Annotated in this window: 12 protein-coding genes; 6 read left to right on the forward strand and 6 right to left on the reverse strand. The window is 69.9% G+C overall.

Features of this window, described 5'->3' with window-relative positions; genetic code table 11:
* Nucleotides 1-299: 299 nt before the first annotated feature.
* Complete coding sequence (locus tag DFR74_RS26650) at nucleotides 300-512, forward strand: hypothetical protein (protein WP_067508583.1); 213 nt, start codon at nucleotides 300-302, stop codon at nucleotides 510-512.
* 61 nt (nucleotides 513-573) lie between these two features.
* Here DFR74_RS26650 and DFR74_RS26655 read toward each other — a convergent pair whose 3' ends face one another.
* The 6 genes from DFR74_RS26655 to DFR74_RS26680 form a co-directional block, all read right to left on the reverse strand.
* Nucleotides 574-1,200, reverse strand: coding sequence for a DUF234 domain-containing protein (locus tag DFR74_RS26655; RefSeq protein ID WP_113975305.1), 627 nt, complete (start codon nucleotides 1,198-1,200; stop codon nucleotides 574-576).
* 116 nt (nucleotides 1,201-1,316) lie between these two features.
* On the reverse strand, nucleotides 1,317-2,123 hold the full coding sequence (locus tag DFR74_RS26660; RefSeq protein ID WP_084537562.1) for a class I SAM-dependent methyltransferase: 807 nt from the start codon (nucleotides 2,121-2,123) through the stop codon (nucleotides 1,317-1,319).
* Between the two features lie 224 nt (nucleotides 2,124-2,347).
* Complete coding sequence (nhaA, locus tag DFR74_RS26665) at nucleotides 2,348-3,649, reverse strand: Na+/H+ antiporter NhaA (RefSeq protein ID WP_084537552.1); 1,302 nt, start codon at nucleotides 3,647-3,649, stop codon at nucleotides 2,348-2,350.
* Nucleotides 3,650-3,942: 293 nt separating this feature from the next.
* Nucleotides 3,943-5,022 carry a potassium channel family protein gene (locus tag DFR74_RS26670; RefSeq protein WP_067508589.1) on the reverse strand — a complete coding sequence of 360 codons (1,080 nt, stop codon included), beginning with the start codon at nucleotides 5,020-5,022 and terminating at the stop codon, nucleotides 3,943-3,945.
* Nucleotides 5,023-5,260: 238 nt separating this feature from the next.
* On the reverse strand, nucleotides 5,261-5,749 hold the full coding sequence (locus DFR74_RS26675) for a GbsR/MarR family transcriptional regulator (protein WP_067508592.1): 489 nt from the start codon (nucleotides 5,747-5,749) through the stop codon (nucleotides 5,261-5,263).
* A gap of 14 nt (nucleotides 5,750-5,763) precedes the next feature.
* Complete coding sequence (locus DFR74_RS26680) at nucleotides 5,764-6,252, reverse strand: GbsR/MarR family transcriptional regulator (protein WP_233444462.1); 489 nt, start codon at nucleotides 6,250-6,252, stop codon at nucleotides 5,764-5,766.
* Between the two features lie 95 nt (nucleotides 6,253-6,347).
* On the opposite strand from DFR74_RS26680, the gene DFR74_RS26685 reads away from it, so the two are divergent.
* From DFR74_RS26685 to DFR74_RS26705, 5 genes are all read left to right on the forward strand, one after another.
* Entirely contained in the window at nucleotides 6,348-7,262 is a 915-nt protein-coding gene (locus DFR74_RS26685) for an ABC transporter ATP-binding protein (RefSeq protein WP_067508594.1), read from the forward strand.
* Entirely contained in the window at nucleotides 7,259-8,911 is a 1,653-nt protein-coding gene (locus tag DFR74_RS36245) for an ABC transporter permease (protein WP_067508596.1), read from the forward strand. The genes DFR74_RS26685 and DFR74_RS36245 overlap by 4 nt, the downstream gene beginning before the upstream one ends.
* Before the next feature lie 85 nt (nucleotides 8,912-8,996).
* Nucleotides 8,997-9,911, forward strand: a complete 915-nt coding sequence (locus DFR74_RS26695; RefSeq protein ID WP_232331732.1) for an ABC transporter ATP-binding protein — start codon at nucleotides 8,997-8,999, stop codon at nucleotides 9,909-9,911.
* A complete protein-coding gene (locus tag DFR74_RS26700; protein WP_067508598.1) occupies nucleotides 9,908-11,515 on the forward strand; it encodes a polyketide antibiotic transporter in 1,608 nt (535 codons plus the stop codon). The genes DFR74_RS26695 and DFR74_RS26700 overlap by 4 nt, the downstream gene beginning before the upstream one ends.
* 330 nt (nucleotides 11,516-11,845) lie before the next feature.
* Complete coding sequence (locus tag DFR74_RS26705; RefSeq protein ID WP_067508600.1) at nucleotides 11,846-13,003, forward strand: serine hydrolase domain-containing protein; 1,158 nt, start codon at nucleotides 11,846-11,848, stop codon at nucleotides 13,001-13,003.
* Nucleotides 13,004-13,156 lie beyond the last annotated feature (153 nt).

Below are 13,156 nucleotides of genomic sequence, written 5' to 3' on the forward strand. Positions count from 1 at the left end.
ACCCCAAAGTCGGCTAAGCATAGCCTAGCCTAACGTCCCCTTCGCCCGATCGCCGGTGGGGACTGCGTCACACCGCCGCGCGCGCGACCCGGCCAGCGGTGCCTACCTGCGATTTCGCCGCGTTTCGCGCCCTGAAACCGTCAGAACCATCACAACCGTAGCCCCTGTGGAGCGTCCGTGGGGAAGCGACGTTTCGCCCCTCATAACTGTGGGCTGCCGCGGGTCCGGCTCACCGGGATAGCGTCGGTGCGACGAGCCGACCCGGATAGCGCGCAGGGACCGACAGAGGGAGCGAGCCGATGACCAGGATCCGAGCGATCGCCGCCGGGGCACTCGTGATCGGGGCGGTGCTCACCGCCGCGCCCACGGCCGCGGCCGAACCGGCGGTGCCGGTGACCCCCGCCGCCACCGACCTCGCCACCTACTCCGCCGAATGCGCCGCGGGGCTGCTCGCCGGGCTCGTCGCCGCCCTGACGACCGGGTCTTCCTCGGCCGTCGGCTGCCCGACCTGAGCAAAACTCGGACACCGCGTCCGCGCGTAAACGACTACAGCACAAGACTTTTCGATCGGGTTCACGGCCAAGCGCGGAGCAGGTCCTCTGGCCCCCAGTGCGCGGCGATCGGCAGGCCCTCCTCCACCCCGGAGCGCGAGACCACCACCAGCGGTGTCTCGTACCGCGTGCCGGGCACCGAGAGTACGCCGCGGGTCAGGGCGTCGTAGTCATGGCGATCGAAGGGCCGGTCCTCCAGCCACTTGATCGATCCGACGAAATGCACTGAGCCGGCGACGGGTTCGCGGTCGGCACCCACCAGATCGATCTCCGGATTGTTCTGCCGGTTCCACCAGCCGCCCACCGCTTCGGTCTCCGGCCAGCGGGCGTCGGGCAGGAGGAGGAGCAGGGATTCCCTGATCACCGGCTCCACCGCGCGGCCGCGCCACGATGTCCAGGACCGCTCGATCCGCTCCAGCGCCACATCCCCGCGACCACGTTCGACGAGCGGAATCCCGCGTGCCAGAAAGGCCAGCCAGAATCTGAGGTAGGAGTCCGCTATTCGATAACGCTTGTTCTTGCCGTCGGGATGTGTGGACAGGGGCACGTCCGCCGCGACAATTCGCTTGGCCTGCAAGGTGTTCAGCAGTGGCGTCAGCGTGCCCGCGGGTAGCGCGCCCGCCCCGCCCGCGGCGGCCGCTGTGCTCACGGAGGGACGCCGAGGCCGCGATCAGGCCGGGCGCGCGGCGGACGAGGTGTTGGCGCCCCGAGGAAGCCACCGGGTCCAGTGGCCTCGATGCAGTCGAATTCCCCTGCTGGGGAAGGCTATTCGACGGTCGCCGTAGCCACCGTATACCCCTTGGGGTCGCGCCAGGGTTGACCAGGGTGTGTGGTGAACCAGGTGTGGATGTCGGTGGTGAGGGCGGCGAGGATGGCGCTGCGGTGGGGGTGGTCGGGGGTGATGCCGCAGAAGGAGAAGAGGGCTTCGGCGAAGCGGAGGAGGGGGTCGGGGGTGTGGAAGACGAGGGCGTTGTCGTAGCGGCGGATGTGCAGGTCGGTGAACACCTCGCCCATCATGTCGGGCAGGGTGGTCGAGTCGACGGCGTTGAGCAGGCCCGGGGTGGGCGAGATGCCGTGTTCGGCCGCCCGGTCGAGGACGAGTTGCCTTGTGCGGGCGCAGGTTCCGGCGTGGTTCACGACCACCACCACGCGGCCGCCCGGCCGGGTGACGCGGCGCAGCTCGCGCAGGGCGCGCTGCGGGTCGGGGACGTGGTAGAGCATGTGGCGGGCGGTGGTGGCGTCGAACTCGGCGTCATCGAACGGCAGCGCCTCGGCCTCGCCGAGCACAGCCCGCACGTCGGGCAGCTGCGCGGTGGCCGTCACCATCGCGGCGGAGCTGTCGAGGCCGACCAGCCGCCCCCGGTGCCCCCGCTCGCGCAGGTCGGCGAGGAATCGTCCGTCACCGCAGCCGATATCGGCCAGCGCCTCGGATCCCTTCAGCGCCAACGCACCCAGCACCGCCGACACCGGGTCGTCCGGGCGCTCGCTGTGTTCGCGGTGGGTGTCGATCCGTACCTGCAAGGGCGACAGGGTCGCGTATTCGGATGCCAGGGTGGGTCCGCCGGTACTCATGCTGATGTCCTCCTCGGTCGGGCGATGAACGGGGCGGTGCATGGGACAGCAGTGGCGACCCGGAAAGGAGTCGCCCGGACATCACGAACTCGGTCGGATCATCCGATCGGACCGGCACGCGACACCGCGGCAAGGATACCGGCGGCGTCGCCGATCCGGAGCACTTCGACACCGAAGCACACGCCGGCGCCATCCCGGCGCAGTGCAACGAGAGACGAACCCGCTCAGGGCTTCTGGTACACGTCGGGGATGCCGTCGTGGTCGTCGTCGCGAGATTGACGCTCGGTGATGCGGCGGTACGTGCGGTTGCGACTGGTGAGGACGACGGCGGCCAAGGCCGCGGCGGTGAGAGTGCCGATGAGAACGCCGATTCGGGTGTAGTCGCCGCGGGTCGGGTCATCGTAAGCGAGCGCGCCGATGAGGAAGGAGACGGTGAACCCGATGCCGCCGAGCAACGCGATGCCGATGATGTCGACCCAGGCGAGGTCGTCGTCCAGTTCAGCCCGGGTGAGTTTGGCGGCGAGGTAGGTCGTGAGGGTGATGCCGATGGCCTTGCCGAGCACCAGACCCGCGATGATGCCCAGGGTGATGCGGTCGCCGAGCGCCGTGACGAACGCGTCGGCACCGCCGATGGTGACGCCGGCGGCGAAGAACGCGAACACCGGAACGGCGACGCCCGCGGAGAACGGGCGGATGAGGTGTTCGAAGCGCTCGGCCAAGCCGTGGTGCTGGTCCGTGCCCTCCCCGCCGTCGCGGGCGAGGACCGGCACGGTGAATCCCAGCAACACCCCGGCCACCGTCGCGTGAACACCGGACTCATGGACGAGGAACCACGTGAGCGCCGCCAACGGTATCAGCAGCCACGGGCTGGAGATACGACGTTGCACGGCGACCGCGAACGCGGCCAGGGGCAGCACGGCCAGCGCCAGATAGGTGGTGTTCAGGTCGTCGGTGTAGAAGACCGCGATGACGGTGACGGCGAGCAAGTCGTCCACCACCGCCAGGGTCAGCAGGAACGTCCGCAGCGCGGCGGGGAGGTGCGAACCGAGAACGGCGAGAAGCGCCAGCGCGAAGGCGATATCGGTCGCGGTGGGCACGGCCCACCCGGACAGCGCGTCCCCTTCGGAGGACAGGTTGATCGCGACGAAGATGAGAGCCGGGACGATCATGCCGCCGACCGCGGCCGCGATCGGCAGCGCCGCGCGCTGGGGATCGCGCAGATCGCCCGCCACGAACTCGCGTTTGAGCTCGAGCCCGACGACGAAGAAGAAGATGGCCAGCAAGCCGTCCGCGGCCCACGTGCCCAGCGTGAGGTCCAGGTGCAGGCTCTCGGGTCCCACGCGGATGTCGCGGATCGTGTCATAGGCGGCCGACCACGGCGTATTCGCCCAGATCAAGGCGACGGCGGCGGCGACGATCAGCAGCGCGCCACCGACGGTCTCGGTGCGCAGGATCGCGGCGACGCGCTGCGCTTCGGGCCAGGAGCCCGGCGCGAAGAGACGTGGGCGAGAAGTAGGTCGATTCATGCGAGGCGTCGAGTCGTGGGTTCGGCGGACAACGCGCGAGATGCGCCCGTGATGGCCATGAACAACCTTTCGCCAGTCCTACCCGGGCCCGTCTCGGGTCGGGTTGCCGACCAGACTTCCCGGCGCTCCGCCTGTAAAGATGCCGTATACATCGGTCGATGCGCAAACCGGATGGTCAGTTGTGCTCCACGTCACGACGGCGTACGCGGCCCCCGCTCGGCTTCACAGTGTGTCCGGCGCCGGAGAGCACCCGCGCCGCTGCCACCGGGTGGGCGCGCCCCGGCCCGGCGACGTCATACTCCGCGTTCGCCGGTCGCGCGCGAGGTATCGGCGTATTGGACGACCAGGAGTCGATCACCGGCTCGCAGGGGCCCGATCTCATGCGAACCCACCCTCAGCAAACGCTCGGCACGGACGACGCCGAGGACTGTGTCGTCCGAATTGTCCACCGAATCGCCGATTTCGCCCGGTTCGACAGGCCTGCCTCCCAGAGCGAGCCCGGAGGCGGGCGTCAGCAGGTCCTCGATGATCTGGACCGCGTGCGGGTTGGATATCGCCACCCCCAGCAGGCGACCCGCGGTTTCGGAACCCACTACCACGGCGTCGGCGCCGGCCCGTCGCAAGTGACGGGCGCTCTCCGCGTGGCGCACCACCGACACCAGCCGCGCGGTGACGGTCAATTGCCGCGCCGTCAACGTGATCAGCAAGGCGGTGTCGTCGCGATCGGGGCAAACGATCAGACTGCGAGCGGTGTCGGCGCCCGCGAGACGCAGCACTTCGATGGCCGCCGCGGAGCCGTGGATCGCGATCAATCCGCGCGCGGTCGCCCGTTCCACGGCATCGGGGTCGGGGTCGACGACCACGATTCGCGAGGGGTCGGCACCGTCGAGCATGATGGCATCGGCGGCGGCCCGGCCTTTCGTCCCGAAACCCGCGATGACGGTGTGATCGCGAATCCTCCCGCGCCACCGGTGGATTCGATACGCCGCGCGCGAGTTCTCGGTCAGGGCGACCAAAGTGGTGCCCACCAGCACAATCACGAAGAACAGGCGCAACGGGGTGACGACGAGGACGTTGACGAGTCGCGCTCGCGGGGTGAACGGCGCGATCTCCCCGTAGCCGGTGGTCGACAGCGACACGGTCGAGTAGTAGGCCGCGTCCAGCAGGGACACGTGGTCGTCGTGGTCGGTGTAACCGTCGCGGTCGAGGTAGACGGCGAGGGTCGCGAGGCCCAGCGCGGCGAGCGCGTAACCGAGTCTGCGCACGATGGCGCGCACCGGATTGACTTGGGCATCCGGGATTCGCAGCAGCCCCTGCCCGGCGGTGAGGTCCGGGGCCGTCGTCCCGGGTCCGGACTCAGGGCGCCGAGACACGGCTGCCGAGAGGTGGTTCGGCCGATCCCGCGTGGACCCCGTCGTACCGTGGCCCCCAGGCCCGGGCGATACCGCCGTGGCGCACGCGCACCTCCCTCGATCGGTCTCGGTTGTTCGTTCTCGCGCAGAACCTCGCCGACCAGGCTTCCCGGCACACCGGAGGCGACGCTACCGCAACACTGACGCTTTCGCGCGTAAGGATGGCGTAAGGAAACCGCCCCGGCGACGAACGCCGTTGTCACCGATCGCGACTGGGCCGCTGGGCGTGCCATCGATCGAACATGACGGGCAACTCGGCGGCGAAGAATTCGAAGAAGTCGCGCATGTCGGCCAGCCGGTGCCCCGCATCGGTGTCCGCGCCCACGAGTCCGATGCCCTCCGAGGCGGTTTCCGCCCACATCTTCATCAGGCGGTCTCGTTTGACGAAGCTGGCGTACCAGAGGTCGTCGTACAGGCGGTAGCTGTCCCGGCGCTGCCCGGGGACGCGTTCCCTGGCGACGATGCCGACCTGGTCGAGGTAGCGCACCGCACCCGAGACCGCGGCCGGGCTGATCGACAGCGTCTCGGCCAGCTCCGCCGCGGTGAGCCGGCCGCTGTCGGCGACGATCATGGCGGCGAAGACCCGCGCCGGCGTGCGCGGCCACCCCATCTCGGCCAGACCGAGGGCCAGTTTCTCGATGAACCGCACCCGGTCGTCGGAGGTAGGTGAGCCCGTGTCGTCCGCCATGCCAGCGCCTTTCGTCAACCGGGTGTGTCAGTGAACAGTTCCGCGCGCCGCCGTTGCCAGCGGCGCATCGCGTCGGGGACCTCCGCCCGCATGAAACGGTAGTACTCCAGCGTCTCGCGTACCCGCTGGCCACCCGGTCGCGCGTGGTCGAGAAGTTCCACCCCGTCGCTCAAGAAACGGATCGAACGATCGAGCGCCTCTTGGCGGTGCATGGTGATGGCGTACCAGACGTCGTCGTCGTACACGCGGTAGGTGTCGGTGCGCGCGCCAGGCTCACGCTCGCGACCCAGCAAACCGATCTGCACCAGGTGGCGTACCGCACCCGAAATGGCGGCGGCGCTGACCCGCAGCCCCGTGGCCAGCTCCTGCGCGGTGTAGCGGTCGGCGTCATCAGCCAGGACGTACGCGAACACCCGGGCGGACATCCGCGGCATGCCCGATTCGGTGAGCAGCAGCGCGAACTGCTCCACGAAGCGGAGGACGGCCTCCTCCTGCTGGTCCACGCTTGCGCCTCCGTCCCGATCCACCGATGCGTGCAGGTACATCATACAGTTCAGATAGTTCACAAATTCGTGAAAAGACTGTAGCGTTGACTCTCATGGATACCGCGATCGCAATCTCCGGATTGCACAAGTCCTTTGGTTCGACGGTGGCCCTCGACGGACTCGATCTCGACGTCGCTCGTGGCGAAGTGCACGGCTTCCTCGGCCCCAACGGGGCGGGCAAGACCACGACCATCCGCACCCTGCTCGGCCTGTTGCGGCCGACCTCCGGATCGGTGAACTTACTCGGCGGCGACCCGTGGGCGGACGCGGTCGCACTGCACCGCAAGCTGGCGTACGTTCCCGGAGACGTCGAGCTCTGGCCGAACCTCACCGGCGGTGAGGCGATCGACCTGTTCGGCAGGCTGCGCGGCGGGCAGAACGCGGCGCGACGCGAGGAGCTGATCGAGCGCTTCGACCTCGACCCCACCAAGAAGGGCCGCACCTACTCCAAGGGCAATCGGCAGAAGGTGGCGCTGATCGCCGCGCTCTCTGCCGAGGTCGAGCTGTATCTGCTCGACGAACCTACCGCGGGCCTCGACCCGTTGATGGAGGTGGTGTTCCAGGACGTGGTGCACGAGTTGAAGACCGCCGGTGCCACGGTTCTGCTGTCCAGCCACATTCTCGCCCAGGTCGAGAAGCTCGCCGACCGGGTCAGCATCATCCGGCGCGGGCGCACGGTGCAGTCGGGAACCCTCGCCGAGATGCGGCATCTCACCCGCACCTCCGTCGAGGCGGTCACCGCGCGCCCGGTGGAGAACCTGGACGCACTCGCGGGGGTGTACGGCGTCGTGACGGAGGACGACCGTATCCGCTTCGACGTCGACGGCGCCGCGCTCGACGAGGCGATCGCACGACTCGGTGCGGCCGGCATCCGGTCGCTGACCAGCCATCCCCCGACTCTCGAGGAACTCATGCTGCGCCACTACGGTGACGAACTCGCCGCGAGTGGCAACGGAGCGGGCAAATGACCACCACCTTCGCACCCGGCGCGGCACGGCGCAGGCTCCCCACCGAGGAGGAAGCGCTGACCGGCACGGTCGTGCTCGTCCGGTTCGCGCTGCGCCGCGACCGCGTGAAGCTGCCCGCGTGGATCGCCGGCATCGCGTTCATGGGCTTGTACTACGCCGCGGCACTTCCCCAGATCTACCGCACCGACGAGGACTTGCGCGCGGTCGGTCGGTTCGGCCAGGGCGTGGTCGGAGCATTGGTTTCCGGGCCCGGCTACGGTCTGTCCGATCCCAGCGTGGAATCCGTGATCGTCGGCATCTACGGGCTGTACTTCCTGCTGCTCGCCGCCCTCATGAACATCCTGCTGGTCTCGCGGCACACGCGCGTGGAGGAACAGAGCGGCCGGGCCGAACTGGTGCGCGCCGACGTCGTCGGTCGCCACGCCCAGCTCACCGCCGCCCTGCTGGTCGCGGCGCTCGCGAACGCGCTGCTGGCCCTTGCGATCGCGGCGGTCTTCCCACTCACCGGCGCGTCGGGCGCGGACGCCCTGCTCTTCGGCGCCGGCGTCGGCGCGGTGGGACTGGTGTTCGCGGCCATCACCGCCGTCACCGTGCAGATCACCGAATACTCGCGCGCGGCAGCCGGTTTGGCGGGAGCGGCGCTCGGGGGCGCCTACGTGATCCGCGCCGCCGGTGACGCACTGCGCGAAGGCGGCAGTGCTCTGTCGTGGTTGTCGCCGCTGGCCTGGTCGCAGCAGACGCGCGCCTATGCCGACGGGCGCTGGTGGCCACTGGCATTGTCGGTGGCGCTCGCCCTCGGCGCTGCGGCGCTGGCGTACGCCCTGTCGCGCAGGCGCGATCTGGGCGCGGGTCTGGTGCCCCCGCGGCCCGGGTCGCCGACTGCGGCGCGGTGGCTGAATTCCCCTGTCGCGCTGGCCTTCCGGTTGCAGCGTGCCAGCTTGTTCGGATGGGGAGCCGCGCTGGCCGCCGGCGGCGCGCTCTACGGCGGCATCGGCGACGCCGTCGTCGACTCGTTCGACGATCTGCCCGAGGAAGTCGTCGCCGTCATGGGCGGGGACGCGAGCCGAATGCTCGACGGATACGTCGGCACCATGGCGCTGTTCGACGCTCTGCTGGTTGCCGTCTTCGCGATTCTCGCCGTACAGGGCCTACGCACCGAGGAGACGAAGGGGCGAGCCGAGCCGGTACTGGCCACCGCGGTCTCCCGCCGGAGCTGGTTCACCTCCCATCTCCTGGTCACCGCCGCCGGAGTCGTCACACTCCTGCTGGTCACCGGTGCGGTACTGGGCTCGAGCATCGCGCTGTCGGTCGGCGACGCGGACTACCTGTGGGAGGCCATCGCGGCCCATGTGGTGTACGCGCCCGCCGTCCTGCTGATCGCGGGTGTGGCCGCGCTGCTCTACGGTGTCGCCCCGGCGGGCATCGGAGTGACGTGGGCGCTGCTCGGCTTCGGCATGATTCTCGGGTTCTTCGGACCGATCATGGACCTGCCCGCCTGGGTGTCCGGCCTCTCGCCGCTCGAGCACGTCGCGCGGCTGCCGATGGAGCCGATGCGGTGGCAGGGGCCGCTGACCCTGACGGCGCTCGCCGCGGCCGCCGCGGCGGCGGGTCGCGCCGGGTTCGGCCGACGAGACCTGGACATGAAGTAGCCCGTCGAACCAGCCTGTCCGCTCGGCCGAGCGGACGCGCACCACGCCACCTCGTCCGACGTCACCTTCCATCGAAAGGACCGCCGTGGCCATCGATCCGAGCAAGACCACATCGGCCGACGCCGTCAGCGTCGAGCACGTGAGCAAACGCTTCGGCCGGACTGTCGCGCTGGACGACGTCACCTTCCGGGTGCGACCGGGTGAGGTGTTCGGCTTCCTCGGCCCCAACGGCGCGGGTAAGTCGACCACGCTCCGGGTGGTGCTGGGGCTCATCCGCCCGGACCGAGGCGCGGTCCGTGTGTTCGGCGTGGACGCCGGAGACGTCCGTATGGCGCACCGGCTGCTCGCGTACGTGCCCGCCGATGTCGCGCTGTGGCCGCGGCTCACCGGCGCCGAAACCCTGGAGCTGCTCGCCCGGGTCGGCCCGGATGTCGACGTCCGGTATCGGGACCAGCTGATCGATCGGTTCGCCCTCGACGTGGACAAGCCCGGCCACGCCTACTCCACCGGGAACCGGCAGAAGGTCGCCCTCGTGGCGGCGTTCGCCACCCGCGCGCCGCTGCTGGTGCTGGACGAGCCCACCAGCGGCCTCGACCCGCTGATGGAGCGGGAGTTCCGGCACTGCCTGAGCGAAGCCCGCGACCGCGGTCAGACCGTGTTCCTCAGCTCCCATCAGCTCGCCGAGGTCGAAGCGGTGTGCGACCGCGTCGCGATCCTGCGGAGCGGGCGGCTGGTGGAGATCGCGGGGCTGCCCGAACTGCGTGAACTGCGCCGCACCGTCGTTGAGGTCACCTACCGCGGCAGCGCGCCGCGACTGGCGGACTCGCACGGCGTACAGGACGTGGAACAGCTCGATGAGGACCGGCTGCGGTTCACCCTCCACGGACCACCGGCGCCTATGCTGCGCGCACTCGCCGACACCGAGGTCACCGCCCTGTCGCTGCGTGAACCGGGGCTGGAAGAGATCTTTCTCGGCTACTACGGTCAGGCGCGCCCATGACCGCCTCGGCACGGCTCGGCGATCCGGTTCGGGCGGTGATCGGCGCGTGCATGCGGCAAGTTTGGGTGAGCACGTCGCTGGTCACGGTCGTCGCCGCGGGAATGTCGGCGCTCGTCGCGGCCCAGTATCGAACCACCTTCGCCGAAGCGCTGGATCAGAACTCGATCCGGGCGCTGGCCGACAACCCGGCGATCCGCACCCTGTTCGGCGCACCGCTGGCCCTGGACGACCCCGGCGGGTTCACCGTCTGGCGCACCGGTACGCCACTACTCGTGCTGGTCGCGGTCTGGGCACTGCTCGTAGGCACCAGGATCAGCCGCGGTGAGGAAGCGGCCGGGCGCTGGGAACTGCTGGCCGGTGGCCGGGTACGCCTCACCGATCTCGTCCGCGCGTGTCTGATCACCCTGACCATCGCCGCGTCGGTGATCGCGATCGCCGTCGCCACGGCGCTCGTCGCGGCCGGCACCGACGCCACCGGCGCCCTTATCCATGCGGCCGGGATGTTCGGCACCGCCCTCACTTTCGCCGCGCTCGGACTGCTCGCCGCGCAGCTGTTCGCCGCCCGCACCGCGGCCGTCACCGCCCTCGCCGCCGTCGTGGGCACGAGCTTGCTCGTCCGGATGCTCGCCGACGGGATTCCCGCCGCGGCGTGGGCCGGGTGGCTGTCGCCCTTCGGGCTCCACGCGCTCTCGGCACCCTACGCGGGGAATCGGTACGCACCCGTGGTCCTGCTGATCGTCGCGGGTATCGCGGCCGCGGCCGCGGCCATGTTCATCGCCCGGCGGCGCGATCTCGGCGGCGGCGTGATCGCACTGTCCGGCACCCGGCCGCCCAGGACGCGTCTACTCGGCTCACTCACCGGATTCGCGCTGCGCCGCGCCCTCGCACCCACCACCGCGTGGGCGATCGGGGTCGCAGTGTACTTCGGCCTGGTCGGCGTGCTCATCGCCTCGATCGTGACCTTCCTGGGCGAGAACCCGCGCTTCGCCGAACTCGCCGCCGACGCTGGATTCGCCGGGCTGGACTCAGCCACCGGGCTCGCCGCGGCGATGTTCGGTCTTCTCGCCGTCGCCGTAGGCCTCTACGCGGTCACTCGCGTGGCCGTCCTGGCCGACGACGAGAAGGCGCGCCGCTGGACGACTGTCTACTCGCTGCCTGTGGGCCGTCCGCACGTCGTCGGCGCCGAGCTCCTGGTCACCGCCATCGGCGTCGTCGCGCTTCTGCTGACCGCGGCACTGAGCATGTGGGTGGGGGCAGGAGTGGCCGGGACTTCGCTGACGTCGGGTGACGCGCTCGCCGGCGCACTCAACACCGCCCCGGTCGCCTGGCTCGGACTCGGTGCCGCGACCGCCGCGTACGGCTGGTACCCGAGAGCCGCCGCCGCCGTCGGCGCGCTGCCCGTAGTCGGCGGCTTCCTCTACGACGTCCTCGCTCACAGCATCGACGCGCCCGCCTGGGCGCGGGCGGTCACCCCGTTCGCGCACTTGGCGGCCGTGCCCGACGATGCGCCGGAGTGGATCGCCACCCTGTCCTTGACCGCCGTCGCCGCGGCGCTGACGATCCTCGGGCTGATCGGCCACCACCGTCGCGACCTGCACACCTGATCACCCGCAACAGAATGGCTCGTGGGAGCGGACCATGTCGCGGATCACCGGGACCGGCACGGTGCCGTTCGGTCACATCGGCCGTGGTCGGCAGATCTGCCGCCGGGAGCGACCGAAGGGGTGCGGGTACGGCGGACGGGCCGCTCAGCGCGGGTTTTCCCTGACCGGGGCTACATCTGGCGAATGATCCGGTGTGCGTCTCGCGGGCGATGCCCAGCGGCCGTCCGGCGAATTACCGTTCGGTCGATGGAGACTGCGGGCCCGCGTCCGATATCCCCGCTCGACCGGGCGACCGGGGAGTCTCGTGTTGACGACAGTGGAGAAGAGTTCATGGCATCTATGGCGTTTCGTCGCATCATGCCGCTCATCGCGGTCATCGGCTTGGCAGGCGGGGCGGTGGCCTGTGATGCGAGTCCGGCATCGCCATCTCGCGGGCCGCTGTCGGACACCGCGCGCGCGGCGGTGCGGCAGGTGCTGGACGCCGCGGTAGAAGCCGGAATCCCGGGGGTTCAGATCGTCGTCACACAGCAGGGGCGGGAGTGGAGCACGAGCGCAGGAGTCGGCGACCTCGCCACAGCGGCCCCGTTTCCCGCGGACGCGCACGTACGAATCGGCAGCAACACCAAGGCGTTCGTCGCCGCTGTCGTGCTGCAACTCGTGGCGGAGGGCTCGGTGGAGCTGGATGCACCCATCGCGCGCTATCTGCCCGGCGTCGTCGAGGGCGAGGGTATCGAAGGCGATCGCATCACCGTGCGAAACCTCATGCAACACACCAGCGGTTTGCCGGAGTATCTCGAATTGCCGGAGCTCCAGGGTGATTCGGATGACCTGCTGACCAGATACTTCGATACCGCCGACTTGGTCCGCCGCGCCATGGCCATGCCCGCGCGTTTCCGGCCGGGCGACCGAGCGGAGTACACCAACACCAACTACCTCGTAGTCGGCTTGCTGGTGGAGCGCGTGACCGGCCATACGATCGCCGACGAGGTCGCTCGCCGCATCACCGACCCGCTGGGGTTGCGCGAAACGTACTTCCCCGCCGCCGGTGATACTGGAATCCGCAGCCCGCATCCACAAGGCTACGAACAGGTCGGTGGAAGACCCCTCGACCTGACACATTTCGACCCGTCTTGGGCCGGCAGCGCGGGCGCACTGATCTCCACCGGATCCGAGACCAACCGATTCTTCACCGCCTTGCTGACCGGAAGCCTGGTGGCGCCGAACCAACTCGCCGACATGCGCGCCGACCCTCGCCCGCTGACCAACCGTCCCGGCTACGCGTATGGTCTGGGCTTGTCCCGTCTCCCGGTCCCGTGCGAGCTGGAAGTCTGGGGTCACGGCGGTTCCGTGCCCGGTTTCCGTACCTTCAACGGCGTCACGCCGACCGGCCGCGCGGTCACCGTCATCGCCAATCTGCGCCCCGAGGACCCCGCCATCACCGCCACCGCCCAAAGGGTCTTCGACACCGCGATCTGCGTAGCCGACTGACGGACGGCAAGGTGACCGTGACGTGACCAGGAGTTCTCGGATATCAGCCGACCGTCACCAGGGCGGGCCGCCGCTTCTCACGCGGGCTCCGGCCGCGCTTCCCGCCGATGTCCGGCGACTGACGCGAGACGCGGCCGGGGCGTCGGCGCGCAG

Origin of the sequence: Nocardia puris, assembly GCF_003315035.1 — a bacterium.
Classification (GTDB): domain Bacteria; phylum Actinomycetota; class Actinomycetes; order Mycobacteriales; family Mycobacteriaceae; genus Nocardia; species Nocardia puris.

What these genes read in the sequence shown, in the direction of transcription:
- DFR74_RS36245 (WP_067508596.1), top strand. Translation starts at nt 7,259, where the DNA reads ATGACCACCACCTTCGCACCCGGCGCGGCACGGCGCAGGCTCCCCACC.
- nhaA (WP_084537552.1), bottom strand. Translation starts at nt 3,649, where the DNA reads ATGAATCGACCTACTTCTCGCCCACGTCTCTTCGCGCCGGGCTCCTGG.
- DFR74_RS26660 (WP_084537562.1), bottom strand. Translation starts at nt 2,123, where the DNA reads ATGAGTACCGGCGGACCCACCCTGGCATCCGAATACGCGACCCTGTCG.
- DFR74_RS26675 (WP_067508592.1), bottom strand. Translation starts at nt 5,749, where the DNA reads ATGGCGGACGACACGGGCTCACCTACCTCCGACGACCGGGTGCGGTTC.
- DFR74_RS26650 (WP_067508583.1), top strand. Translation starts at nt 300, where the DNA reads ATGACCAGGATCCGAGCGATCGCCGCCGGGGCACTCGTGATCGGGGCG.
- DFR74_RS26705 (WP_067508600.1), top strand. Translation starts at nt 11,846, where the DNA reads ATGGCATCTATGGCGTTTCGTCGCATCATGCCGCTCATCGCGGTCATC.
- DFR74_RS26700 (WP_067508598.1), top strand. Translation starts at nt 9,908, where the DNA reads ATGACCGCCTCGGCACGGCTCGGCGATCCGGTTCGGGCGGTGATCGGC.
- DFR74_RS26685 (WP_067508594.1), top strand. Translation starts at nt 6,348, where the DNA reads ATGGATACCGCGATCGCAATCTCCGGATTGCACAAGTCCTTTGGTTCG.